This window comes from Dysosmobacter sp. Sow4_B12, assembly GCF_052116665.1.
Taxonomy (GTDB): domain Bacteria; phylum Bacillota; class Clostridia; order Oscillospirales; family Oscillospiraceae; genus Oscillibacter.
Genome location: NZ_JBQKKR010000004.1, coordinates 102,712 through 125,895, shown reverse-complemented (window position 1 = coordinate 125,895; position 23,184 = coordinate 102,712). Strand labels below are relative to the sequence as shown.

At 62.8% G+C, this 23,184-nt stretch carries 22 protein-coding genes and 1 tRNA gene; 9 read left to right on the top strand and 14 right to left on the bottom strand.

Annotated elements, in window-relative coordinates; all coding sequences use genetic code 11:
- Window positions 1-59: 59 nt before the first annotated feature.
- Window positions 60-947, top strand: coding sequence for a diacylglycerol/lipid kinase family protein (locus ACTQ4R_RS06730; RefSeq protein ID WP_441627076.1), 888 nt, complete (start codon window positions 60-62; stop codon window positions 945-947).
- On the top strand, window positions 944-1,552 hold the full coding sequence (locus ACTQ4R_RS06725) for an NUDIX hydrolase (protein ID WP_441627074.1): 609 nt from the start codon (window positions 944-946) through the stop codon (window positions 1,550-1,552). Before ACTQ4R_RS06730 ends, ACTQ4R_RS06725 begins: the two co-directional genes overlap by 4 nt.
- Before the next feature lie 44 nt (window positions 1,553-1,596).
- On the opposite strand, the gene ACTQ4R_RS06720 is transcribed toward ACTQ4R_RS06725, so the two are convergent.
- The 8 genes from ACTQ4R_RS06720 to rbr form a co-directional block, all read right to left on the bottom strand.
- Complete coding sequence (locus ACTQ4R_RS06720; RefSeq protein WP_441627072.1) at window positions 1,597-2,955, bottom strand: uracil-xanthine permease family protein; 1,359 nt, start codon at window positions 2,953-2,955, stop codon at window positions 1,597-1,599.
- A 170-nt stretch (window positions 2,956-3,125) separates the two neighbouring features.
- On the bottom strand, window positions 3,126-3,923 hold the full coding sequence (locus ACTQ4R_RS06715) for a TIM barrel protein (protein ID WP_441627070.1): 798 nt from the start codon (window positions 3,921-3,923) through the stop codon (window positions 3,126-3,128).
- Window positions 3,924-4,012: 89 nt separating this feature from the next.
- Complete coding sequence (locus tag ACTQ4R_RS06710; RefSeq protein ID WP_441627068.1) at window positions 4,013-5,455, bottom strand: amidohydrolase; 1,443 nt, start codon at window positions 5,453-5,455, stop codon at window positions 4,013-4,015.
- A gap of 56 nt (window positions 5,456-5,511) precedes the next feature.
- Entirely contained in the window at window positions 5,512-6,288 is a 777-nt protein-coding gene (locus tag ACTQ4R_RS06705) for an amino acid ABC transporter ATP-binding protein (RefSeq protein ID WP_441627066.1), read from the bottom strand.
- Window positions 6,272-7,057, bottom strand: coding sequence for an amino acid ABC transporter permease (locus ACTQ4R_RS06700; RefSeq protein WP_441627064.1), 786 nt, complete (start codon window positions 7,055-7,057; stop codon window positions 6,272-6,274). The genes ACTQ4R_RS06705 and ACTQ4R_RS06700 overlap by 17 nt, the downstream gene beginning before the upstream one ends.
- A 106-nt stretch (window positions 7,058-7,163) precedes the next feature.
- Complete coding sequence (locus ACTQ4R_RS06695; protein WP_441627062.1) at window positions 7,164-8,054, bottom strand: transporter substrate-binding domain-containing protein; 891 nt, start codon at window positions 8,052-8,054, stop codon at window positions 7,164-7,166.
- Window positions 8,055-8,364: 310 nt separating this feature from the next.
- Window positions 8,365-8,520, bottom strand: coding sequence for a hypothetical protein (locus ACTQ4R_RS06690; protein ID WP_441627060.1), 156 nt, complete (start codon window positions 8,518-8,520; stop codon window positions 8,365-8,367).
- 7 nt (window positions 8,521-8,527) lie between these two features.
- On the bottom strand, window positions 8,528-9,142 hold the full coding sequence (rbr, locus tag ACTQ4R_RS06685) for a rubrerythrin (protein ID WP_441627058.1): 615 nt from the start codon (window positions 9,140-9,142) through the stop codon (window positions 8,528-8,530).
- 78 nt (window positions 9,143-9,220) lie between these two features.
- On the opposite strand from rbr, the gene trxB reads away from it, so the two are divergent.
- The gene (gene trxB / locus ACTQ4R_RS06680; protein ID WP_441627056.1) at window positions 9,221-10,144 is read left to right on the top strand and encodes a thioredoxin-disulfide reductase; all 924 of its coding nucleotides are present in this window, start codon (window positions 9,221-9,223) and stop codon (window positions 10,142-10,144) included.
- Between the two features lie 48 nt (window positions 10,145-10,192).
- Here trxB and ACTQ4R_RS06675 read toward each other — a convergent pair whose 3' ends face one another.
- The 4 genes from ACTQ4R_RS06675 to ACTQ4R_RS06660 form a co-directional block, all read right to left on the bottom strand.
- A complete protein-coding gene (locus tag ACTQ4R_RS06675; protein ID WP_441627054.1) occupies window positions 10,193-11,941 on the bottom strand; it encodes a Na/Pi cotransporter family protein in 1,749 nt (582 codons plus the stop codon).
- Between the two features lie 226 nt (window positions 11,942-12,167).
- Window positions 12,168-13,031 (bottom strand): patatin-like phospholipase family protein, encoded by an 864-nt coding sequence (locus ACTQ4R_RS06670; RefSeq protein WP_441627052.1) that lies wholly within the window; start codon window positions 13,029-13,031, stop codon window positions 12,168-12,170.
- 88 nt (window positions 13,032-13,119) lie between these two features.
- Window positions 13,120-13,211 (bottom strand) — tRNA-Ser (locus ACTQ4R_RS06665).
- A 153-nt stretch (window positions 13,212-13,364) separates the two neighbouring features.
- Window positions 13,365-13,535 (bottom strand): hypothetical protein, encoded by a 171-nt coding sequence (locus ACTQ4R_RS06660; RefSeq protein ID WP_441627050.1) that lies wholly within the window; start codon window positions 13,533-13,535, stop codon window positions 13,365-13,367.
- Between the two features lie 132 nt (window positions 13,536-13,667).
- On the opposite strand from ACTQ4R_RS06660, the gene ACTQ4R_RS06655 reads away from it, so the two are divergent.
- The gene (locus ACTQ4R_RS06655; RefSeq protein WP_441627048.1) at window positions 13,668-14,771 is read left to right on the top strand and encodes a GNAT family N-acetyltransferase; all 1,104 of its coding nucleotides are present in this window, start codon (window positions 13,668-13,670) and stop codon (window positions 14,769-14,771) included.
- A 275-nt stretch (window positions 14,772-15,046) separates the two neighbouring features.
- On the top strand, window positions 15,047-16,003 hold the full coding sequence (locus ACTQ4R_RS06650) for a calcium/sodium antiporter (protein ID WP_441627046.1): 957 nt from the start codon (window positions 15,047-15,049) through the stop codon (window positions 16,001-16,003).
- A 289-nt stretch (window positions 16,004-16,292) separates the two neighbouring features.
- Here ACTQ4R_RS06650 and ACTQ4R_RS06645 read toward each other — a convergent pair whose 3' ends face one another.
- Together ACTQ4R_RS06645 and ACTQ4R_RS06640 are read right to left on the bottom strand one after the other, a co-directional pair.
- Entirely contained in the window at window positions 16,293-17,669 is a 1,377-nt protein-coding gene (locus ACTQ4R_RS06645) for an MATE family efflux transporter (protein ID WP_441627044.1), read from the bottom strand.
- Window positions 17,666-18,112 (bottom strand): MarR family winged helix-turn-helix transcriptional regulator, encoded by a 447-nt coding sequence (locus ACTQ4R_RS06640; RefSeq protein WP_441627042.1) that lies wholly within the window; start codon window positions 18,110-18,112, stop codon window positions 17,666-17,668. The genes ACTQ4R_RS06645 and ACTQ4R_RS06640 overlap by 4 nt, the downstream gene beginning before the upstream one ends.
- Before the next feature lie 172 nt (window positions 18,113-18,284).
- Between ACTQ4R_RS06640 and ACTQ4R_RS06635 the strand changes: the two genes are divergently transcribed.
- The 4 genes from ACTQ4R_RS06635 (at window position 18,285) to ACTQ4R_RS06620 (ending at window position 23,143) form a co-directional block, all read left to right on the top strand.
- A complete protein-coding gene (locus ACTQ4R_RS06635) occupies window positions 18,285-19,130 on the top strand; it encodes a DegV family protein (RefSeq protein ID WP_441627040.1) in 846 nt (281 codons plus the stop codon).
- Window positions 19,131-19,272: 142 nt separating this feature from the next.
- Window positions 19,273-20,496 carry an arginine deiminase gene (gene arcA / locus ACTQ4R_RS06630; RefSeq protein WP_441627038.1) on the top strand — a complete coding sequence of 408 codons (1,224 nt, stop codon included), beginning with the start codon at window positions 19,273-19,275 and terminating at the stop codon, window positions 20,494-20,496.
- Between the two features lie 240 nt (window positions 20,497-20,736).
- A complete protein-coding gene (gene argF / locus ACTQ4R_RS06625; protein ID WP_441627036.1) occupies window positions 20,737-21,735 on the top strand; it encodes an ornithine carbamoyltransferase in 999 nt (332 codons plus the stop codon).
- A gap of 19 nt (window positions 21,736-21,754) precedes the next feature.
- Window positions 21,755-23,143, top strand: coding sequence for a YfcC family protein (locus ACTQ4R_RS06620; RefSeq protein ID WP_441627034.1), 1,389 nt, complete (start codon window positions 21,755-21,757; stop codon window positions 23,141-23,143).
- Window positions 23,144-23,184 lie beyond the last annotated feature (41 nt).

The following is a 23,184-nucleotide window of genomic DNA, read 5'->3' as shown; positions in this document are numbered from 1 at the left end:
CCGTGATATACTACCTCTCACATATGACCGTTCCGTTTCGTCTTTTTAGGAGGCGTTCCATGACCCAGAAAAAGCTTCTTTTCATCGTCAATCCCCGGGCGGGCCGCAGCAAATCCCGCAGCCCCCTGTTTGACGCTATCGCTGTTTTTTCCCAAGCGGGGTATCTGGTCTCCCTGCACAAGACCACCGCTCCCGGTGACGCCGCCATCACCGCCGCCCGGGAGGGCGGCGATTACGACCTGGTAGTAGCCGCCGGCGGCGACGGCACCCTCAACGAGGTCATCTCCGGCCTCGTGAAGCTGGAGCACCGTCCGCTTCTGGGCTATCTGCCCCAGGGCAGCACCAACGACTTCGCCGCCAGCCTCCAGATCTCCGGCAACCCTGTCATGGCGGCCATGTCCATTGTCCGCAATGTGCCCTGCCAGCTGGACATCGGCCAGTGGAATGAGCGGTGCTTCGTGTACGTGGCCTCCTTCGGTGCCTTTACCAAAAGCTCCTATTCCGCCTCCCAGGCCGCCAAAAACGCCTTGGGCCACTTCGCCTATATTCTGGAGGGCATGAAGGACCTCAACACCCTGCGGCCCTACCGCGTCCGCCTCACCGCCGACGGTGAGGTGCTGGACGGGGAATACCTGTTCGGCGCCGTGTGCAACTCCACCTCCATCGGCGGGCTCATGAAGCTGGACCCGGAGCGGGTGGTGCTGGACGACGGCAAGTTCGAGCTGCTGCTGGTCCCCAATCCCAGGACCGCCCTGGACCTGCAGAACCTGGTGGTGGCACTGCTGAACCAGCAGTACGACAGCGAGGGTCTGGTATTCCGCCATGTCTCCTCCATCCACCTGGAGACCGAGGAGGACCTGCCCTGGTCCCTGGATGGAGAGTATGCCCCCAGCGCCGCCAAGGTAAACATCCACAACCACCAGGCCGCCCTGCGGATGCTGCTGTGAGGGAGCTGGACGCCCTGTACCGCCGGTACGGCGGCCATCAGCCGGGACTGTTGGGCGCCCGGCACAGCTATGCCGTCCTCTGCCCACTGGTGGAGCGGCCGGACGGCCTGCACCTGCTTTTCGAGGTCCGGGGCCGGAACCTCAGCCAGCCCGGCGAGGTGTGCTTCCCCGGCGGCCGCATGGAGGCGGAGGAATCCCCCGTCCAGTGCGCTCTGCGGGAGACGGAGGAGGAGCTGTCTATCCCCCCCTCCGCCGTCACCGTTCTGGGCACGCCGGATTTCATCTGCAACCAGATGGGCTTTTTGCTGCGGCCGGTGTTGGGGCTGGTGTCCCCTGCGGGCTTTGCCGCCATGTCCCCCTCCCCCGCCGAGGTGGCGGAGGTGTTCACCGCACCGCTGCGCTTTTTCAAGGAAACGGCGCCGGAGCCCTGGCGCTACGAGCTGGTGCCCCAGGTGCCGGAGGACTTCCCCTATGAATCCGTGGGCATCCCCCGGGACTATCCCTGGAACCACGGCTGGGTGGACGTGCCCGTGTGGTACTGGCATGGCCGCGCCGTGTGGGGCATGACCGCCCGTCTGGTGCGGGACATCGCGGGCACACTGTGAAACCAAAAAACAGAGCCGGCTTTCGCCGGCTCTGTTTTTTGGTTTTAGGCCTTTTCCTTGGGCAGAATGAGATTCAGCAGCACCGCCATAAGGGTGGCGATGACCACGGGGGACTTGCCGAAGATCATGGTGACTGCCGCCGGGAACTGGTTCAAGGCGGCGCTGGCCTGGGAGATGCCCACGCCCAGGGCGGCAGACAGGCCCACGATGGTGGTGTTCCGGGCCGTCAGATCCTGGGAGGCAATGAGCTTCATGCCGGTCATGGCGATGGTGGAGAACACGGTGACAGTGGCGCCGCCCAGCACGCACTGGGGAATGGTGGTCAGCAGCGCGGCGAACTTGGGGGACACGCCCGCCAGCAGCAAAAAGCAGCCGGCAAAGGTGAACACCGTCCGGTTGACCACCTTGTTGGTGGTGACGATGCCCACGTTCTGGGAGTAGGTGGCGGTGGGCAGGCCGCCGAAGAGAGCCGCCAGGATATTGCTGACGCCGTAGGCGATGATGCCGCCCTGGAGCTCCCGGTCCGTGGGGTCCCGGTCCAGGCCGCCCACGGTGGTGGCGGTGAAGTCGCCGATGGCCTGGATGGAGTTGATGGCAAACAGTAAGCCGATGGCGACGCAGGAGGCGGCATCGAAGGTAACGCCGAAGTGCATGAAACGGGGCAGGGAGAACCAGGCGGCTGTGCCCACGTCGGCAAAGCTCACCATGCCGAACAGCAGCGCCACCACATACCCGAAAAGCATCCCCAGCAGAATGGAGGCCAGCTTGCAGATGCCCTTGCCGTAGTGGTTGAGGACCATGACCGCCGTCAGCGTCAAGGCCGCCACCAGCCAGTTCTGCCAGGAGCCGTACACCAACGCCTCCGTCAGGCCCCGGGCCTCTACCACGGATTCATAGGTGTTGGCGGTGCCGCCGGCCATGTAGTTGATGGCGGTGGGATACAGGGACAGGCCGATGGTAAACACCACCGTGCCGGTGATGACAGGCGGGAACAACAGCCGGATCTTTTTCACAAAGATGCCCACGATGACCGCCACCACGCCGCCCACCAGCATGGCGCCGGCAATGGCGCTGACGCCGCCGCCGGAGGAGGCGATGGCCTGCATGCTGGGGACATAGGCAAAGCTGACGCCCAGAATCACCGGCAGGCCGGAGCCGAACCGCTTGCCGATGGGAAAGAGCTGCAGCAGCGTGGACACGGCGGACATGACCAAGGACGCCTGGATCAAAAGCACCCGGTCCGCCTGGGAAAGGCCGATGGCGCCGGCGATGATGATGGGCGGTGTAACGCAGCCCACGATCATGGCCACCAGATGCTGCAGGGCCAGGGAGAGGGATGTGCCGATGGGGGGTGTACCGTGGAACTGGAACAGCAGGTCCTGGCGGGACGCTGAGTTTTGCATGGTGAGAGCCTCCTTACGGTAGTACTGGTATGACCATAAGTCATTGTAGCAAGCTCCGCAGGCAAAATCAAACAAAAATTTTGTTTTGGCTAAAAAATATTTTGTATGCATTTTGTTGCAATTGCTGAAAATGTCCCCGTGCAAAAGACACGGGGACATTCACAACCGTTTTAAAGCCCTGCGCGGACCGCGTTAATGGCCTCCACCGCGGCGGCGGAGCCCTGCCGGGGGTACAGCTCGAAGGCGATCATCTGGTCGTAGCCGTGGTCATACAGGTCCTGGAGCACCGCCCGGTAATTGATGCAGCCGGTGCCGGGCTCCCCGCGGCCGGGGGCATCGGCGATGTGGATGCAGCCAATGAGGGACTGGTATTTCCGCAGGGTCTCTATGATCTTGCCCTCATTGAGGTACATGTGATAGGCATCGTACAGGATCTTCACGTTGGGAGAAGCCACCATGCGGACGATCTCCGCCGCGTCCTTGGTGTATTTCAAGAAGTTACCCAGATGGTCGGTCTCCACATTCAAGGCCTCCAGGCACAGCGTCACACCGGCCTGCTCCGCCTCGGGGGCAATGGCGGCCAGGGAGCGGTACATGGCCATGAACTTCTCCGCGTCGCTGTACTGGGGAAACAGGTCCGCCGCGTACTGCCGGGGCTCCGGCAGCAGTTCGTTGGAATGAACGGCCAGCAGCTTGCAGCCCACGTCCCGGGCAACCTGCAAGGACCTGCGCAGATAGGCCAGATACTCCTCCCCGTGGGCGGGGTCGCACAGGGAGATGGGACCGTCGCCGCCCATGCAGGAGATCTCCAGGCCGTACCGGCGGCACAGGGACTTCAGCTCCTCCAGGTCCTTGGATTCCCAGTCCCAGATCTCCACGTATTGGAAGCCGTCCCGCTTGGCGGCGGCGAACCGCTCCGCAAAGGGCATCTCTTTATAGATGACCTCAATGTTGACGGAATATTTCATGTGTGCATCCTCCCTTTTCAAGCCGTTCCTGGTTTTCCCCATTGTACCATCCGCTGTTTGGAATGTCCAGGGAAAGCGGGCTCTCTGGCTCAGTCCGGCACCACGGGCACCGCGTCGGCGGGGATGGGGCAGGTATAGCCCGCCGCCGTCTGCTTTTGGAACTCCGCTCTGGCGGCCTCCAGCAATGACGGGTCCGTCAGCAGGTCAATGGCCGCGGCCGCCAACACCTTGCCGGCGTGGACGGCGGCCTTGCGGCCGATCTCCGTGCCGCCGCAGGACACGTTCTGCCAGCTGTGGCCGGGGCAGCCGTTGGGCCAGGCCGCCACATGGATCTGGCCCGTGGGCGTCTGCCAGCTGACGTCCCCCACATCGGTGGAGCCGGGCTCAAAGGCGGGCCCCTGGTACAAAGGCGCCAGGAAGTCGTTCAATGCGCCGCCTATGCTTGCCCGCAGCTGCCGCACCTGCTCCGCCACGTCTGCATCGAAATCCGCGCCGATGCCGGGCACGCCGTCGCTGCCGGGATAGGTCTTTGCCAGGGCGCCGGCAAAGCGTTTTTCCTCCGCCGTGTGGGCAGGCACACCCAGTGCCTCGAAGTTGCGGTACAGCACCGTTTCCAGAGTATGATTGGGGACTGTGTCCGCCAGGCCGTCGATGAACTGCTTTTCAAAGGTGGTGCCGGTCATGAGGGCGGCACCCTTGGCGATGTCATCCACCCGTTTTTGAAGCTCCACCGCCTCCGCCACGTGGTTGGAGCGGACCATGTACAGCACACTGGCCCGGGGCTGCACCACATTGGGGCTGCGGCCGCCGGCGTCAGTGATGGCGTAGTGGACCCGGGCCTTGTCGCTCATATGCTCCCGCAGGAATTGGACGCCAATGTTCATCAGCTCCACCGCGTCCAGGGCGCTGCGGCCCCGGTCCGGGTCCCCGGCGGCGTGGGCGGCGACGCCGGTGAATTTGTACTGGGTCTGGATGCAGGAGTTGGACGAGCCGGTGACCACCTCGTTCACGTCCTTCGGATGCCAGGTCAGCGCCGCGTCCAGGCCGTACCACAGCTTTTCCCGGGCCATGAAGGCCTTGGCGGCGCCGCCCTCCTCGCCGGGGCAGCCGTACAGCACCACGGTGCCGGGACAGGCCGTGCGCTCCAGATACGCCTTGACGCCCAGCGCCGCTGCCAGGGCGCCGGCGCCCAGCAGGTTGTGGCCGCAGCCGTGACCGCAGCCGCCGGGGATGAGCTCCTCCCGCGTCAGGCTCCCCGCCTTCTGGGACAGGCCGGACAGGGCGTCATACTCCGCCAAAATGCCGATGACGGGCCGGCCGCTGCCAAAGCTGGCGGAAAAGGCGGTGGAGATGCCGCAGATGCCCTTCTCTACCGTGAAACCCTCCCGGGCCAATACCTGGCAATACTTGGCGGCGGAGCGCTCCTCCTGGAGCGACAGCTCCGCGTAGCCCCACACGCTGTCCGCCACGTCGGCAATGACCGCCGCTTTTTCCTCCACGGCGGCGATGGCCGCCTGCTTTTCTTTTGTCATAAAAACGCTCCCTTTCTGATGAAATGGGCACGCACGGAAGTGCGTGCCCTTGCAGTTTAAAGAACTTTGCTCAAAAAGTCTTTCAGTCTGGGATGCTGGGGATTGCCGAAAATATCCTCCGGAGAGCCCTCCTCCAGCAGCTTCCCGTCCGCCATGAACAGCACCCGGTTGCCCACTTCCCGGGCAAAGCCCATCTCGTGAGTGACCACCACCATGGTCATGCCCTCCTGGGCCAGCTGCCGCATGACCTCCAGCACCTCGCCCACCATCTCGGGGTCCAGGGCGGAGGTGGGCTCGTCAAACAGCATGACCTCCGGCTCCATGGCCAGGGCCCGGACGATGGCCACACGCTGCTTCTGTCCGCCGGAGAGCTGGATGGGATAGGCGCCGGCACGGTCCCGCAGGCCCACCCGGTCCAGCAGCGCCAGGGCCTTTTCCTCTGCGGCGGCCTTGTCCATATGCTTGACCTGGATAGGGGCCAGGGTCATATTGTCCAGAATGGTCATGTGGGGGAACAGGTTGAAGTGCTGGAACACCATGCCCATCTTCTGGCGGTGATGGTCAATATCCAGCTTCACCAGCTTGCCCTGGTCGTTTCTCACCTTTTTCTTGGTGATATCCACGCCGTCAAAGACGATGGTGCCGCCGGTGGGCTCCTCCAACAGGTTCAAGCTGCGCAGGAACGTGGATTTGCCGGAGCCGGAGGGGCCGATGACCACCATCACGTCACCCCGGTCGATGTTCACCGTGACGCCATCCAGCGCCTTGATGGCGCCCTTGTTATAGTATTTTTTCAGGTCGGTGACCTGGATGAGACTATCTCTTGTCGCCACGGCTCATTCTCCTTTCAAAATAGGCAATGACCTTGGAGGTGGGGAAGCACAGGCAGAAGTAAATGGCCGTCGCCACCAGCAGGGGCTCGATGATGACGAAGGTGGCGCCCTTCACCTGCTGGACGGCGGACATGATGTCCTGCACGCCGATGGTGTATGTAATGGCGGATTCCTTGATGATGACCACGAACTCGTTGGCGATAGCCGGCAGGATGTTCTTCACCGCCTGGGGCAGGATGATGAAGCGCAGGTTCTGCTTCTGGGTCAAGCCCAGGGAACGGGCGGCCTCCGTCTGGCCGCCGTCCACAGACTGGAGGCCGGAACGGATGATCTCGCACAGGTACGCGCCGGAGTTCATGCCCAGGGCCACCACGCCGGGGAAAAACCGCTCAAATTTGATGAAGCCGAACACGGTGAACCGGGGAAGGTCGATGATGCCGAACACGCCGTAGTAAATGATCATGACCTGCACGATCACAGGGGTGGAGCGCAGGACCTCCACATAGGCGGTGGCCAGGAAGCTGAGGGGGTTGAATTTGCTGAGGGTCAGCAAAAAGCCGCCGTCCCGCAGGTGGCCGTACTGATCCAAGCCCAAGGAGCGGAAGGGGCGGACATTGGACATCCGCATCAAGGCCAGCAGCAAAGCCAGCACAAAGCCGATGAGCACCGTGAACAGGGACAGCAAGACCGTGACCACAAGGCCCTGCTCGAACATTTGCGCATAGGGCACGATTTTCGAAAAATTCGACAGTTGGATAAAGTGGTCCATGAGGGGCTCCTTTCAAAATAGAGTCGGAGACGCGAAAAACACACCAATTCCTCCCCCCAGAATTGGGGGGAGGAATTGGGGGTCCTTTCAAAGACAGCCGGCGCGCTTACTGCTGCACCTGGCCCTGGGCGTCCAGCAGGCCCTCGTACTTCTCGCCGGAAGCCAGCTCGTTGGCTTCGGCCACGAAGGTCTCCATGCTGCCGTCGGCCAGAGCGGCGGCGATGGCCTCGTTGACGGCGGCCAGCAGCGCCTCATTGCCCTTGCTCACGCCGATGGCGGAGCCTTCGCTGTCATAGGGGACATCCAGAACGATCTCCAGCTCGGGATAGTTCTTCTGATAGCTCTTGGCCACGTCGGTCTCGATGTAAGCGCCGTCCAGCTTGCCGGTCAGCAGCTCGGAGATCAGATCGGTGACCTTGGGCAGGGCGATGATGTCGGCGTCGGGGGAGTTCTCGTTGGCCAGGTCCATCTGGATGGAGCCGGTCTGGGCACCGATGGAGTACTCAGCCTTGTTGGTGTCCTCCAAAGAGGTGAACTTGTCGGCGTTGCCCTTCACGCACACGAAGGACTGGCCGCCCTTGTAATAGAGGTCGGAGAAATCCATGGCGTCGGCACGCTTGGGGTCGGGGCTGAGGCCGGCCATGCCCAGGTCCACGGTCTTGGTGGCCAGCTCGGTCAGAACGCCGTCAAAGTCCATGGGGATGACCTCCAGCTTCAGGCCGATGTAATCGGCGATGTACTGGGCCAGGGCCATGTCGAAGCCGGCCAGGGTGGGGGTGCCGTCCTCGCCGATGGAGTAGAACTCATAGGGAGCGAAGTCGGGGCTGGTGGCCACAGTCAGCACGCCCTCGGTCACGGTGGTGAGGGCGGCCTCGGCGGGCTCTTCCGCGGGGGTCTCGGCAGGAGCCTGGGCGGGAGCCTCTTCCTTCTTGCCGCCGCAGGCGGCCAGGGACAGGACCATTGCCAGCGTCAGCAGCAATGCAAACAGCTTTTTCATGATGATTCATCCTCTTCCAAAATGTTTTCCCGCGCAGGCGGGTGTATTGATGATGCAGAGGGAATCGTCTTCCCTCGGAACATGCCTAACCTTACCACGTCCTGCGTGGAATGTCAATACTTTTTCACTCAAAATGAATATTTATTTGGTCATAATTGGTAAAGTTGTCAAGCAGTCCCTGCGTTTTTCCCGGATTTATAGGGAATTTATGTATAGTTTGACTAGATTCGCCGAAAAAGAAAATGAATATTAGAGTGAATATTCACGCCACATGTGAAAGAGGGCGGCCTCCGCCGCCCCCTTTTGCCGCTTAGGGATTTCCTTCCGCCTCCGCGACAATGCCCTCCAGCACGCCGATCAAATCTCCCAGGGTGCGCAGGGGCACGTTTCGCGCCAGAATGGCGGCGCGGAGCTCCGGGGAAAGGCTCTCCAGCCGGGGCCGCAGCTTTGGGTCCACATACGCCATGGCCGCCTCACCTCCCCAGCACCCGGGCGCCGCCCCAGGGGGCCAGCTCCAGACGGATGAAATACCCCTGCTCGTGCCGGCACACCGGGCAGTGCTCCGGCGCCTCCGTGCCCTGGTGGATGTGGCCGCAGTTGAGGCACATCCAGCCGCACACCGTGTCGGACACGAAGAGCTTTTCCCCCTCCAGCAGGTCCGCGAAATAGCCGAAGCGGCTGCCGTGGGTCTGCTCGATGGCGGCGATGTTCCGGAAGGAGGCCGCGATCTCCGCGAACCCCTCCGCCTGGGCGGTCTCCGCGAAGGCGGGGTACACCGGGTCGAACTCCTCGTATTCGTTGTGCTGGGCGCGGCGCAGCAGCTGGGCCACGGCGGCCGTTTGGTCCACGGGATAACCGCCGTCAATGGAAACGGTGCGTCCCGCCGCCGGCTTCATGTGGCGATAGAAGATCTCCGCGTGCTCCTTCTCCTGTCCGGCGGTGAAGAGAAACACCGCTTCCAGGACAGGCAGCTTCTGCTGCCGGCACAAAGAGGCGGCGAAGGTGTATCGGTTGCGGGCCTGGCTCTCTCCGGCGAAGGCCCGCATGAGGTTTTTCAGCGTCTCGCTGTCAGTCAGTTCCACGGACATGGTCATTCCTCCTGTTTTCGGTGATGGGGGTATTTTTCGCAGGAGGCGCCATACTATACCCGAAAGGAAGGTGCCGGTATGGAACAAAACGCGGATGTGCTGATCGTGGGCGGCGGCCCGGCGGGATACACGGCGGCGCTGTACGCCGCCCGCAGCGGGCTGACGACCCTGGTGCTGGAGGGCACCGCCCCCGGCGGCCAGCTGGCCGCCGCGGAGTCTGTGGAGAACTACCCCGGCGAGCCCCAGGCGGTGAAAGGATGGTATCTGGCGGAGCGGATGCGCCAGGGAGCGGAGCGGTCCGGCGCGGCGACGGTGCTGGCCCGGGTGACGGCCCTGCGCCTGCCGGGGCCGAAGAAGCTGGCGGAGACGGAGGCCGGGACCTTTGCCGGCCGGGCCCTCATCTACGCCGCCGGGGCCTTTCCCCGAAGGCTGGGCATCCCCGGGGAAGAGCGGCTTTTGGGAAGGGGCGTCAGCTTCTGCGCCGCCTGCGACGGCGCCTTCTTCCGGGGGCGGGACGTGGCAGTGGTGGGCGGCGGCAACTCCGCCGTGTCCGAGGCTCTGACCCTCAGCCGCCTGTGCCGCCAGGTGACGGTGGTCCACCGGCGGGATACGCTCCGGGCGGAGCGGCAGGGCGTCCAGGCTCTGGAGCAGGCGGGAAATGTGCGCTTTCTCTGGAACGCCGCTGTGGAAGCCATCACCGGGGACAAGGCGGTCGCCGGCCTGCAGTACCGGGACCTGGTCTCCGGCCGGCAGGCGCTGCTGCCCTGCGCCGGGGTGTTCGTGGCCATCGGCCGCCAGCCGGAGACCGCCCTGCTGGCAGGCCAGCTGCCCCTGGACCCGGCAGGCTATGTGGCTGCGGACGAGACCACGGCCACAGCGGTGCCCGGCGTGTTCGCCGCCGGAGATGTACGCTCCAAGCGGCTGCGGCAGGTGGTCACCGCCGCGGCGGACGGCGCCGTGGCCGCCCATATGGCGGCGGCCTATCTGGAAGCAGTCAAATGAAAGCAGCCCGGAAAGCGGTGCTTTCCGGGCTGCTTGTCCGCATGTTTTTTAAAGCTGGGGCAGGCGGTACGTGTCCAGGTCCCGCTTCAGCCGCTGGGCGAAGCTGCCGTCGGCCTGCAGGTCGTGGATATAGGCGTGGCGGTCCAGGTTGGCGTCCTGCTCCTCAATGACGCAGACGGCGATGTTGGAGCAGTGGTCGGAGACGCGCTCGAAGTTGGTCAGCAGGTCGCTGAGGACAAAGCCCGTCTGAATGGTGCAGTCGCCGGTCTGCAGCCGCTGAATGTGCCGCATGCGGACCTCCTCGATCAGGCGGTCCATGGTCTCCTCCAGAGGCTCCACATCAAAGGCCGCCTGGGCGTCGTCCGCGGCGAAGCAGGAAAAGGCCCGATTCAGAATATCCTCCAGGGCGTCCATCAGCACGCGGAGCTCCGCCCCAGCGCTGTCGGAGAAGCGGATGCCCTTGTCGTGGATCTCCTGGGCGGACTCCTGCAGGTTCAGCGCGTGGTCGCCGATGCGCTCGAAGTCGCCGATGGCGTGGAGCAGGCGGGAAACGGTGCGGATGTCGTCCATGGACACGCCGTGCTGGGAGATCTGGACCAGATAGCTGCCCAGCCGGTCCTCGTAGATGTCCAGCTTGTCCTCGTTGGCGAGGATCTCCGCCTCCCGGGACTCGCTGTAATCCGTCAGCTGCCGCAAGGACAGCAGCAGGTTCTGGTGGGCAAGCTCGCCCATGCGGTTGGTCATGGACACGCACTCGCTGATGGCCACGCCGGGGGTCCGCAGCAGGCGGGGGTCCAGGAAGGCGAACTGCTCGGACTTGGTCTCGGCCTTGACCATCCTCCGCGCCAGCTTTTCCAGCTGGCGGGAGAAGGGCAGCAGCAGCAGCGTGGTCAGAACGTTGAACACCGTGTGGCAGAAGGCGATGCCCACGGCGCCCACAGGCGCGTTCATAAAGGAGAAGTGGAACAGCAGGTTGCCGCCGTAGAACAGCACCAGGCAGACGGCGGTGCCGATGACATTGAAGGAGATGTGGATGGCGGACACCCGCTTGGCGTTGCGGGAGACTCCGATGGCGGAGATGAGGGCGGTGACGCAGGTACCGATGTTCTGGCCCATGATGATGGGAATGGCCATGCCATAGGTGATGGAGCCGGTGAGGGCCAGGGCCTGCAGAATACCCACGGAGGCGGCGGAGGACTGGATGATGCCGGTGAACACGGCGCCCACCGCAACGCCCAGGAGGGGATTATTGAAGGCGGTCAGCAGGCTGGAGAACTCCGGCATATCCGCCAGAGGACTGACGGCGTTTTTCATCAGCTCCATGCCGTACATCAAAATGGCGAAGCCCACCATGATGCGCCCCACGTCCCGGCGCCGCTGCTTTTTGGAGCCCATGATGAGGATGATGCCCACCAGGGCGATGACAGGAGAGAAATTCTCCGGCTTCAGCAGGTTCACAAAGACGTTCTCACTCTGGATGCCTGTCAGGGACAAGATCCACGCCGTCAGCGTGGTGCCGATATTGGAGCCCATGATGACGCCGATGGTCTGGCCCAGCTCCATGACGCCGGAGTTCACCAGGCCCACCAGCATGACCGTCATGGCGGAGGAGGACTGGATGGCAATGGTGATGCCGGCGCCCAGCAACAGGCTTTTCAAGGGATTGGAGGTCATGCGCTTGAGGATGCGTTCCAGCTTGCCGCCGGCCATTTTTTCCAGACTTTTGGACATGGTGGTCATACCGTACAGGAAAAACGCCAGGCCGCCGCAGAGCGTGAAAACGGAAAAAATATCCATATATAGTCTCCTTCTCGTTTCGGTTCTTCCGCCGCGCCGTGATCGTGGGAGAGGTCGTTGGATTTGCAGCACTTCTATTATATCGGGAAACCCCGGTCCTGAGAAGAGGAGAATCTTGTTTTTGTAAATTTTGCGTAAAACAGCCGACAACCTGCACAACGCAAACGAGTTACCTTTGTCGAAAAAGCAAACGTCCCTCTGGAAAGAGGGACGTTTTTACGCAAATTTACAGAACAGGCGTTGTCCAAAACGACTGAACGGCCTCCGCGGCCCGGCGGCCGGCGAAGTAGCCGGACTGCCACATGCGGCGGATCTTCTCCGTGTCCCGCTCCGTCCGGGAAAAGCCGGCGGTGCTCTCCGGCGCGATGACCAGGACCTTTCCCTCCCGCTCCAGGGCGAACAACTCCTCCCGGCAGCGGTTATACCGCTCCGCCCGGGTGGACATGATCTCTAAAAACGCGGGGTATTTCCGAAACACCGGCCGCAGCAGGGACATCGTCTTTTCCGGCCCCTTGCGGTATTCCCGCTCCCGGGTCAGCAGCACCACCACCCGGTCGCAGCCCTGGTCAAAGGCCCGCTTCCAGGGAATGGCGTCGGCGCAGCCGCCGTCCAGATAGGGCTGGCCGTCCAGGTGGTACACCGGAAACATGAGGGGAATGGCGCAGGTGGCCTGGAGCAGCAGGTTGTGCCGGTCCCGCCGGGGCACCGGCAGATAGTCCGCCCGGCCGGTATTGAGGTTGGTCACCACGGCCTCCACCGTGCCGGGATAGGCCTCAAAGGTGTCATGGTCAAAGGGGTCCAGCTGGTTGGGGATGGTCTCATAGGAAAATTCCAGGCCGAAGTAGGAGCGGTTTCCGGGCCGGAGGTAGTTCCTCATGCCCATGTACCGGCGGTCATTGGCGTACGTGGTGAGGACGCGCAGGTTCCGCCGGCTCTGGCGGGAGAGATAGCTGACGCCGTAGGTAATGCCGGCGGAGACGCCCACGGTGTAATCCGGCAGAGGCAGGTCCGCGTCCAGAAAAGCGTCGCACACACCGGAGGAAAAAATGGTGCGGAAGGCGCCGCCCTCCAGGACCAGTCCGGTTTTCATGAGGGTCACTTCCTTTTCTGATATGCCGCGCAGCGGCAAGGATGGTTATAAAAAAGTCGGAGCAAGCGACACGTCGCTTGCTCCGATATGGCGGAGAAGGAGGGATTCGAACCCTCGAGACCCTTTAGGGGCCTACATGATTTCCAATCATGCGCCCTCGACCAACTAGGCGACTTCTCCATAGCTGTTCCAGTTCCGGTCCAAAAATGAACTTGTGCACCGTCTTTAAGAGACAGCGTTATCATTATAGCAAAGGTTCCGGTAAAGTCAAGTCCCAAAATGAATTTTTTCAAAAAAAGCAGCGGGAAGGGCCTCTGCCCTTCCCGCCCGCTGTCAGGAGACGATGTCGTCCACGGCGTGGTCCACGGCGACACCCAGCTTGTGGATGCTTTTGCCCACCTGTGTTTTCATGGACTGCCGGCTGCTGGGCATCATCATCCCCATAGCCGCGCCGGCCGCGATGCCGGCGCCGATACCGACCCAAAATCCGGTATTCATCTTCATATTCCGTCACTCCTTCTGGCACGGAGCTAGTATGCCCGGCCGCCGGAAAAAAATCCGCCGGAGAGAGATTTGCCAAAAGCAGCCCGCCGCGTTATAATCAAGGCGAATAGAATACGCAGCTTGGAGGAACCTATGACCAGAATCTATCTCATCCGCCACGCGGAGGCGGAAGGCAACCTGTACCGCATCGCCCAGGGACAGTACAACAGCATCCTCACCGACCGGGGCTGGCGGCAGGTGGAGGCGCTGCGGCAGCGCTTCGCCGCCATCCCCATCGACGCCGTCTACGCCAGCGACCTGTACCGCACCTGCGCCACCGCCGGCGCCATCTACCGCTCCCAGGGGCTGGAGCTCCACCGGCGGCGGGACCTGCGGGAGATCTGCGTGGGCCGGTGGGAGCAAATGACATGGGGCGACATCGCCCGGACCGACGGGGAGCAGCTGGTAAACTTCAACCTCCACCCGGAAAAATGGCATGTGGAGGGGGCGGAGGAGCCCCGGCAGGTGCTGGACCGGGTGCTGGCGGCGGTGCGGCAGATCGCCGCGGAAAACGAGGGAAAAACCGTGGCCGTGGTGTCTCACGGCTACGCCATCCGCCTGCTGCTGGCGGAGCTGCAGGGCTATACCCTGGACCAGCTCTCCGCCACGCCGGTGGGCGGAAACACCGCCGTGTCCCTGGTGGAGGCGGAAAACGGGCAGATGCGGGTGGTGTTCCGGGATGACACCAGCCACCTGCAGACAGCTGCGTACCTGGCGGGAGAGAAGCCCCGCAAGCGGGACAGTGCCCTGGAGCCGGGGCTGTACTTTGAGCCCCTGCGGCTGCCGGAGCAGGCGGACTTTTTCACAGCCTGCGTCTCCTCCGTCTGGGAGGAGAGCGGCGCGGCGGAGGCCTTTGACGCCGCCCGTCTGCTGGCGGACGCGGCGCGGCGGCCCACCCTGGTGGGCTATCTGGAGGGCCGTCCGGTGAGCCTTGTGCAGATGGGGCCGGAAAACGGCTGGATCTCCCTGGCCTGCGTGAGCCCGGAGTACCGCGGCCGCGGCTTCGGCGTGCAGCTGCTGGGCCAAGCGGTGCAGCACACCCGGGCGCGGGAGGGCAGCGCCCTGCGCCTGGTATTGAACGGCAGCGGCGGCGCCGGCGGATTTTTCCGCAGCTTCGGCTTCCGGGAGGAGGACGCGGCGGAGGGCGGCAAGACGGTCCTGGTCAAAAACATCGGCTACGACCCGGAATACCTGTGACCGGCCCGGGCTTCCGCTCCCGGATTTTGCCAGAGGACAGCGAAAAATTCGCATTGACAAACGGACGCCATCCTTCATATAATATAGGCGTGTAAAAGGGAGTAGCCTGCGCCCCTTGGGGCGTGGTGTGGTTCGTCAGCACGGCGGCGCGCAGCCGCCCGGGGCACGTCGAAAAGGCGAGACTTTTACTGGGCACCGCTGCCGCGGATGAAACGCCGCGGTTTGGTGTGCAGTAAGGGTCTCGCTTATTTTTTGCGAAAAACGCGGGAGGACGTATGAATATCTGGATCACGGTATTGTTGTTTTTGATCGGTCTTATGCTGATCGTCAAGGGCGGCGACTGGTTTTTGGACGGCGCCGTCTGGATCGCGGAGAGCACCGGCGTGCCCCGCTTCATCATCGGCGCCACCATCGTGTCCCTGGCCACCACCCTGCCGGAGCTGACTGTCTCCGTCACCGGCGTGCTCCAGGGAGAGGTGGACCTGGCGGTGGGCAACGCCGTTGGCTCCGTCACCGCCAACCTGGGTCTGATCCTGGGCATCTCCGTGGTGTGCATCCCGTCTGTGGTCAGCAAAAAGCAGTTTAACCTGAAGGCCGTTTTGATGATGGCCGGCGGCGGATTGCTGCTGGCCCTGTGCCGGGGCGGCGGACTTGCCTTCCTGCCCAGCCTGCTGCTGTTCGTCATTTTCCTGACGTATCTCGGCAACAACATCGCCGACGCCCGCCAGGGCATGGCGGAGCGGCGGGAGGAACATCCGGGCCGCCGCACCGTTTCCCACCGGCAGATGTTCATGAAGCTGGGCTTGTTCGCGGCGGGCATCACCGCCATCGTGGTGGGCTCCCGGCTGCTCATCACCTACGGCAGCGAGCTGGCGCTGCAGCTGGGCGTTCCCTCCAGCATCATCGGCGTCACCATGGTGGCCATCGGCACTTCCCTGCCGGAGCTGGTCACCACCTTGACCGCCATTGCCAAGAAAGAGGCCTCCATGTCCGTGGGCAATATCATCGGCGCCAATGTCATCGATCTGACCTTGATCCTGCCGGTATGCTCCGCCGTGTCCGGCGGACGGCTGACCATCGGCACCCAGACTACGGCGCTGGACCTGCCCTTCTGCTTTTTCATGTGCTGCCTGGCGGTGATCCCGCCTCTGCTGAAGGGGAAGTTTTACCGCTGGCAGGGCATTTTGATGCTGGCGGCCTACGCGGGCTACGTGGCCGTGCTGGTCATGTGAACAAGAGCCGGAAGCTATGCTTCCGGCTCTTGCAGCTTGTCGAAAAGCTTCTGTTTGGAGAAAAAGCGTTCCGTTTTGCAGGGGGAGTACGAGGGGGCGGGAGTCCCCTCGTGTTGAATCGAATGTCTGCAAAAAGCCTGCGGCAGCAGCCCGTTGCGCCGCACAGCGGCAGCTTTTTGGACTGCGAAGCAGGCAAAAAAGCGAGGCATTGTGCAGGCTGTCGAAAAAGTCCACTGGACTTTTTCGACAGCCTGCAAGAGCCGGAAGCGCTGCTTCCAGCTCTTGTTTTTTATGTCTGCCGTTCCAGCTCCGCCATGCTCTTTTTGAATTGGACGGCAAACATGCCGGCCGTGGTGCACACCGCCAGGAGGTCCGCCACCGGCTCCGCCAAAAACACGGCAAACACCTTATCCGCGAAGAAATGGGGCAGGATATAGATGAGAGGGATCAGAAGGATAATCTTCCGCAGCACCGCCAAAAACAGCGAGGTCTTGGCGTTGCCCAGGGCAATGAAGGTCTGCTGGCAGGCGATCTGCACGCCGAAGATGCCGGTGGCCCCCATGTAAATCCGCAGCGCCCAGGCGGCGTAGGAGCGCAGCTCCGGGTCCGGCGTGAAAATGCCGGCGAACATCCGGGGCATCAGCTGCACCAGCGCCCAAAGCGTCAAGGAATAGGTGACGCATGCCAGCAGCAGGCACCGGAATGCCTCCCGCACCCGCTGCGGGTTCCGGGCGCCGTAGTTGTAGCTGACGATGGGCTGGGCTCCCTGGGTCAGGCCTTGCAGGGGCATCATGGCCAGCTGCATGATACTGGTCAGAACCGTCATGGCGCCCACCGCCAGGTCCCCGCCGTATTTCAGCAGGGAGGAGTTGAAGCACACGGCGATAAGGCTCTCCGTGGACTGCATGATAAAGGGCGCCAGGCCCAGGGCCAGGCAGGGTCCCACCACAGACGCCCGGGGCCGCAGGTTCTCCCGCCGCAGGCGCCACTTGCTCCTGTTTCCGGTCAAAAAGCGCAGCACCCACGCCGCTGACACCGCCTGGGACAAAATGGTGGCCAGGGCCGCGCCCCGGACGCCCATGTCCAGCACGAAAATGAAAATGGGGTCCAGCACAATGTTCAGTCCGGCGCCAATGAGCACCGTCCGCATGCTGACGGTGGTGAAGCCCTGGGCGGTGATATAGGCGTTCATGCCCAGGGTGACCTGCACAAAAACCGTGCCCAGGGAGTAAATGCCCATATAGGCCGCGGCATAGTCAATGGTATTTTCACTGGCGCCGAACAGCAGCAGCAAGTCCCTGCCGAACAGCTGCAGCACCGCCGTCAGCACCAGGGAGGCCATCACCAGCATGGTAAAGCAGTTGCCCATGATGCGCTCAGACTCCCGGGCATTGCCCCGCCCCTCTTGAATGGAGGCCCGGGGCGCGCCGCCCATGGCCAGCAGCGCCGCGAAAGCGGAGATGACCACGATGATGGGAAGGCACACGCCCACGCCGGTGAGGGCCAGCTTGCCCACGGTGTCCACCGGCTGCATATGGCCGATATACACCCGGTCTACCAAATTATACAGCATATTGACGATCTGGGATGTGATGGTGGGCAGCGCCAAAGAGAACAGCAGGCGGCTCACCTTTCCGCTGCCCAGGTCCACATTTTGCCTGTTCATTCCAGCGTCTCCTTTCCGGCCAGACGCTCCGCGTTGGCCATGACCTTTTCCATGATGTGCCGCAGGAAGTCCATCTCCTCCGGTGTCAGGCCCGCCGTCAAGGCCCGGCCGCAGCCGGCTTGAATGGCCCGGGCCTCCTCCGCCAGAGGGCTGCCCTTCTCCGTAATGGACAGGTGGATGACCCGCCGGTCCTCCCTGTCGGGGCAGCGGCGCAGAATTCCCTGGTCCGTCAAGCGCTCCACCGCCTGGGACACCTGGGACTTCGCCAGGCCCCGCAGCGTGGCCACATCCCGGGCCGTGTCCCGCCCCGGATTGTTGGCCAAAAACAGCAGCACATGGACCTCCGCCATATTCCATCCCATCCGTTCCAGCAGCGGCACGAACCGGGCGGCGTAAAACCGTTCAAACTGCCGGGAAAACCGCAGCAGGCGGGACGCTTCCATACCGGCACCTCCATTTGTTCCTTTTTCAACAGTTCTCTTTTGAACTTTTATAAAATATCACGTTCCCCCGCCTCTGTCAAGGTCCCTTTTTTCCCCATTGACAAACGTGTCATGTCGTATTATGATGAAAATAAAAATCTGGTATGCAAAACCAGATTACAAGGAGTTTTATATGACTTGGAATATTGTCAGTGACAGCAGCTGCGACCTGCGGATGGCTGCGTTTGAAAGTGACCGCGTCCGCTTCGAGACCGTTCCCCTGCGCATCCAGGTGGGTGAGCGGGAATTTCTGGACAATGACGATCTGGTGGTCCCCGACCTGCTGGACGCCATGAGCCAGGAGAAATCCGCCTCCTCCACTGCCTGCCCCTCTCCCGCCGCCTTCGCCCGGGCCTTTGAGGCCGGGGACTGCACGGTGTGCTTCACCATTTCCTCCAATCTGTCCGGCACGTACAACTCCGCCGTCATGGGCCGGGAGATGGTGCTGGAGGAGCACCCGGAGAAAAAGGTCTGCATCATTGACTCCAAGGCCACCGCCGGCGCCATGGTGCTGCTGATCCGCAAGGCCAAGGAGCTGATGGAGGCTGACGAGACCGGGGATTTTGAGGACATCTGCGACCAGCTGCGGCTGTACCAGGCGGCGCTGCGGACCTGCTTCACTTTGGAAAACTTCGACAACCTCATTAAAAACGGCCGTATGCGTCCCCTGGTGGGCACTTTGCTTCACTCTCTGGGCATCCACGTCATTGCCGACGCCACGCCCCAGGGCACCATCCACGTGGCAGACAAGGCCCGGGGCGAGGCCAAGACCTACAAGACCATCACCGCCCTCATGAAGTCCAGCAAGGACTGCACCGGCGCCGAGGTGGTCATCTCCCACTGTGAGAACATGGCCGGCGCCTTGAAGCTGAAGCAGCAGATCCTGGAGGACCTGTCGGTAAAGAGCGTGGATGTCCTCTCCTGCCGGGGCCTCACCTCTTTTTACGCCATGGAAAAGGGACTCATCATCGGATACTGAATGAACACGAACCGCCGCTGACATTCGTCAGCGGCGGTTCTTTTTTTGTCATTTTGTCAAAATTTCGAAATGCGCGCATGAAACCGGAAAAACAAGAGACCCTAAGCCAGAACGATTCCCAGACAACAAAGGAGTGACTGATTTGGAAACCGGAATCCACAACACCTCCGAGATCGGGCGGCTGAAGCGAGTCCTCCTCCACCGCCCCGGCGGCGAGCTGGAGAACCTCATGCCGGACTACCTGGAGCGTCTGCTGTTTGATGACATCCCCTACCTGCGGGAGGCCCAGAAGGAACACGACGCCTTTGCCGAGTGCCTGCGCAGCCAGGGCGTGGAGGTGGTGTACCTCACGGACCTGGTGACGGAGTCCCTGACAGGCGACGATGTGCGCCGGGAGCTGCTACGCCAGTTCCTGAACGAGGCGGATATCCAGGATCACCGGACCCGGGAGGCGGTGGAGGAGTACCTCTCCGCCATGCCGGACCGGGAGATGGTGGCCGCCATGATGGCCGGCGTCCGCAAGAGCCAGCTGCGCACCGGCAGCGCCCGGCTGGGGGACTACCTCTCCGCCGCCGGGGACGACTATCCCTTCGCCGTGGACCCCATGCCCAACCTGTATTTCACCCGGGACCCCTTCGCCACCATCGGCACCGGCGTCTCCCTCCACAAGATGCATACCGTCACCCGGAACCGGGAGACTCTGTTCGGAAAATTCATTTTCGAGCACCACCCCGTGTATAAAAACGCTCCCCGCTGGTATGACCGGGGGCTCACCAGCTCCCTGGAGGGCGGCGACATCCTCATTCTCTCCCCCCAGGTGCTGGCGGTGGGCATCTCCCAGCGGACCAGGGAGGACTCCATCGACACCCTGGCGGAGGCCGTCCTCTCCTACGATGGCACCTTCCGCAAGGTGCTGGCCTTCGACATCCCCAAGACACGGTCCTTCATGCACCTGGACACGGTGTTCACCATGGTGGACCGGGACAAGTTCACCGTCCACCCCAACATTCTCGGACAGCTGACCGTATTCGTCATGGAGCTGGATGAAAACCGGAAAATGACCATCCGCCAGGAGGACGGCCGGCTGGAGGACATTTTGAAAGAGCACCTGGAGCTGGACAGCGTGACACTGATCCCCTGCGGCCGGGGCAGCGAGATCGACGCCGCCCGGGAGCAGTGGAACGACGGCAGCAACACCCTGGCCATCGCCCCCGGCGAGGTAGTGGTGTACGCCCGGAACTACGTGACCAACCAGTCCCTGGAGGAGGCGGGCATCCGCATCCACACCATCCCCAGCGCGGAGCTGAGCCGGGGCCGGGGCGGTCCCCGGTGCATGAGCATGCCTTTGTGGCGGGAAACGCCTTAGGAGGGGAGCAGGCTCCCCTCCTAACCACCCCACCACCAGTGACATTGGTCACTGGTGTCGCCGCCCAGGGCGGCTGGGTCAGTGTGTTTTCGCCACGTACACGCCGCGGCGAAAATGATCTCATTTTCTTCGTTTGCTTGTGGGCAAACGAACCGGGAAATAAGCGGTTCCCTGGCCCCTCCCTTTTCAGTGGGCGGGGCTGGTAGAAATCACCACCATTTTTGATAAGGAGAACGTATTATGGCAGTCAATTTAAAAGGCCGGAGCTTTCTGACTCTGGAGGATTTTACCCCCGCCGAGATCCGGTATCTGCTGGACCTGGGCCACGACCTAAAGGCCAAGCGCCGGGCCGGCATCTGCGACCCCGCCTTGAAGGGCAAGCACATCGTGCTGCTGTTCGAAAAAACCTCCACCCGCACCCGCTGCTCCTTCGAGGTGGCGGCTACCCAGGAGGGGGCCCACGTCACCTATCTGGACGCCAACAGCTCCCAGATGGGCAAAAAGGAGTCGTTGGAGGACTCCGCCAAGGTGCTGGGCCGCTTTTTCGACGGCATCGAGTACCGGGGCTATGAACAACGGGCCGTGGAGGACCTGGCGAAGTACTCTGGCGTCCCCGTGTGGAACGGCCTCACCGACGCGGACCACCCCACCCAGATCCTGGCGGACATGATGACCATTGAGGAGCACTGCCACAAGCCCCTAAACCAGATCAAGGTGGTGTTTCCCGGCGACGTGCGCAACAACATGTGCTACGCCTGGATGATCGGCGCCGCCAAAATGGGCATGCACTTCGTGGCCATGGGCCCGGAGCAGCTGGCCAAAGAAATGGACAAGGACCTTGTTCAGCGGGTCTTTGCCACCGCCCGGGAAAACGGCGGCCTCATCGAGATCACCGACCACCCCGAGGACCTAAAGGGCGCCGACGTCATTTACGGCGACATCTGGGCCTCCATGGGCGAGGAGGCCCTCATCCCGGAGCGGGTCAAGCTCCTCTCCCCCTTCCGGGTGACGGAGGAGACACTGAAGGCCACCGGCAACCCGGACGTGCTGTATATGCACTGCCTGCCCTCCTTCCACGACTTTGAGACAAAGCTTGCCAAGGAGTGGCAGGACAAGGGCGTGGACATCCGGGAGGTCACCGACGAGGTGTTCCGCAGCCGCCACAGCGTGGTGTTTGACGAGGCGGAAAACCGCATGCACTCCATCAAGGCGGTGCTGGTGGCCACCATCGGCAAATAACGGACAAGGGGGTTTCCCTTTGGAAAGCAAAAAATTCCGCATGCCCACAGCCTACACCATTTTGTTCCTGCTCATTATTCTGGTGGCCATCGCCACCTGGTTCATCCCCGCCGGCACCTACGACTATGTGGACGGCGTGCCGGCGGCGGGCACGTACCATCCCACCGCCGCCAGTCCCCAGGGCGTGGGCGCCGTGCTGAAGGCCGCCTTCTCCGGCTTTTACGACGCGGTGGACGTGTGCGTGTTCATTTTGATGGTGGGCGGCTTTCTGGGCGTGGTCATGAAAACCGGCGCCGTGGACGCCGGCGTGGCCCGGGTCATCCAACGACTGGGGGGAAAGGAAAAGTGGCTCATCCCCATCCTCATGCTGCTGTTCGGCCTGGGAGGCACCACCTACGGCATGTGGGAGGAGACCATGGCCTTCTATCCCCTGCTGATCCCGGTGTTTCTGGCCGCCGGCTATGATGCGGTGGTGGGCATCTCCGTCATTTTGCTGGGGGCCGGCGCCGGCGTCATCAGCTCCACCGTGAATCCCTTCGCCACCGGCATTGCCTCCGGCTTCGCGGGGGTCTCCCTGGGCGAGGGCATCTTGCTGCGGGTGCTCCAATGGGTGGTATTTGAAAGCGCCGCCATTTGGTATGTCTCCGCCTATGCCGCCCGGGTGAAGAAAAACCCCTCCCGGTCCGTGGTGGGCGTAGGCGCCGGTAAGCTCCAGGTCAGCATGGAGGACGCCGTCCCCTACACCCCCCGCCGCAAGGCCATCATGGCGGTGTTCACCCTGGTGTTCCTCATCATGGTCTACGCCGTCATCCCCTTTGACGAGATGGGCCTTGCCCTGCCGGTCTTAGGCTGGTGGTTCCCGGAGCTGAGCGCGCTGTTTCTGGTGGGCGGCATTCTCATCGGCCTCATGGACCGCATGACGGAAAGTGAGATCGCCGAGACCTTCGTGGCCGGCTGCGCGGACCTTTTGGGCGTGGCCCTCATCATCGGCATCAGCCGGGGCATCACCGTCCTCATGAACGACGGCGCCATCACGGACACCATCCTCCACTGGGGGGAGGAGGCCCTCTCCGGGGCGGGACCCGTCAGCTTCGTGCTGCTGGTGTATCTTATTTACCTGCCTTTGACGGTGCTCATTCCCTCCTCCTCGGGCCTTGCCACGCTGTCCGTGCCGGTGATGGCGCCCCTGGGCCGGTTCGCCGGGGTAGGCGGCGACCTGGTGGTGACGGCGTTCCAGTCCGCCTCGGGCCTGGTGAACATCATCACCCCCACCGCCGCCGTGGTCATGGGCGCCCTGGCCCTGGGCCATGTGCCCTATGACCGCTGGGTAAAGTACGTGTGGAAGCTGGTTTTGTACTTTCTTTTGCTGACCATGGCGTTTCTGGTGGCCGGCGTGCTGCTGGGATAACGTGAAAAAGGACCGCCGTACGGCGGTCCTTTTGTGAATAT

Excerpts from the sequence above, each read along its gene's own strand:
- ACTQ4R_RS06730 (WP_441627076.1), top strand. The coding sequence starts at position 60 with ATGACCCAGAAAAAGCTTCTTTTCATCGTCAATCCCCGGGCGGGCCGC.
- ACTQ4R_RS06720 (WP_441627072.1), bottom strand. The coding sequence starts at position 2,955 with ATGCAAAACTCAGCGTCCCGCCAGGACCTGCTGTTCCAGTTCCACGGT.
- ACTQ4R_RS06715 (WP_441627070.1), bottom strand. The coding sequence starts at position 3,923 with ATGAAATATTCCGTCAACATTGAGGTCATCTATAAAGAGATGCCCTTT.
- ACTQ4R_RS06710 (WP_441627068.1), bottom strand. The coding sequence starts at position 5,455 with ATGACAAAAGAAAAGCAGGCGGCCATCGCCGCCGTGGAGGAAAAAGCG.
- ACTQ4R_RS06700 (WP_441627064.1), bottom strand. The coding sequence starts at position 7,057 with ATGGACCACTTTATCCAACTGTCGAATTTTTCGAAAATCGTGCCCTAT.
- ACTQ4R_RS06695 (WP_441627062.1), bottom strand. The coding sequence starts at position 8,054 with ATGAAAAAGCTGTTTGCATTGCTGCTGACGCTGGCAATGGTCCTGTCC.
- ACTQ4R_RS06690 (WP_441627060.1), bottom strand. The coding sequence starts at position 8,520 with ATGGCGTATGTGGACCCAAAGCTGCGGCCCCGGCTGGAGAGCCTTTCC.
- rbr (WP_441627058.1), bottom strand. The coding sequence starts at position 9,142 with ATGTCCGTGGAACTGACTGACAGCGAGACGCTGAAAAACCTCATGCGG.
- trxB (WP_441627056.1), top strand. The coding sequence starts at position 9,221 with ATGGAACAAAACGCGGATGTGCTGATCGTGGGCGGCGGCCCGGCGGGA.
- ACTQ4R_RS06675 (WP_441627054.1), bottom strand. The coding sequence starts at position 11,941 with ATGGATATTTTTTCCGTTTTCACGCTCTGCGGCGGCCTGGCGTTTTTC.
- ACTQ4R_RS06670 (WP_441627052.1), bottom strand. The coding sequence starts at position 13,031 with ATGAAAACCGGACTGGTCCTGGAGGGCGGCGCCTTCCGCACCATTTTT.
- ACTQ4R_RS06660 (WP_441627050.1), bottom strand. The coding sequence starts at position 13,535 with ATGAAGATGAATACCGGATTTTGGGTCGGTATCGGCGCCGGCATCGCG.
- ACTQ4R_RS06655 (WP_441627048.1), top strand. The coding sequence starts at position 13,668 with ATGACCAGAATCTATCTCATCCGCCACGCGGAGGCGGAAGGCAACCTG.
- ACTQ4R_RS06650 (WP_441627046.1), top strand. The coding sequence starts at position 15,047 with ATGAATATCTGGATCACGGTATTGTTGTTTTTGATCGGTCTTATGCTG.
- ACTQ4R_RS06645 (WP_441627044.1), bottom strand. The coding sequence starts at position 17,669 with ATGAACAGGCAAAATGTGGACCTGGGCAGCGGAAAGGTGAGCCGCCTG.
- ACTQ4R_RS06640 (WP_441627042.1), bottom strand. The coding sequence starts at position 18,112 with ATGGAAGCGTCCCGCCTGCTGCGGTTTTCCCGGCAGTTTGAACGGTTT.
- ACTQ4R_RS06635 (WP_441627040.1), top strand. The coding sequence starts at position 18,285 with ATGACTTGGAATATTGTCAGTGACAGCAGCTGCGACCTGCGGATGGCT.
- argF (WP_441627036.1), top strand. The coding sequence starts at position 20,737 with ATGGCAGTCAATTTAAAAGGCCGGAGCTTTCTGACTCTGGAGGATTTT.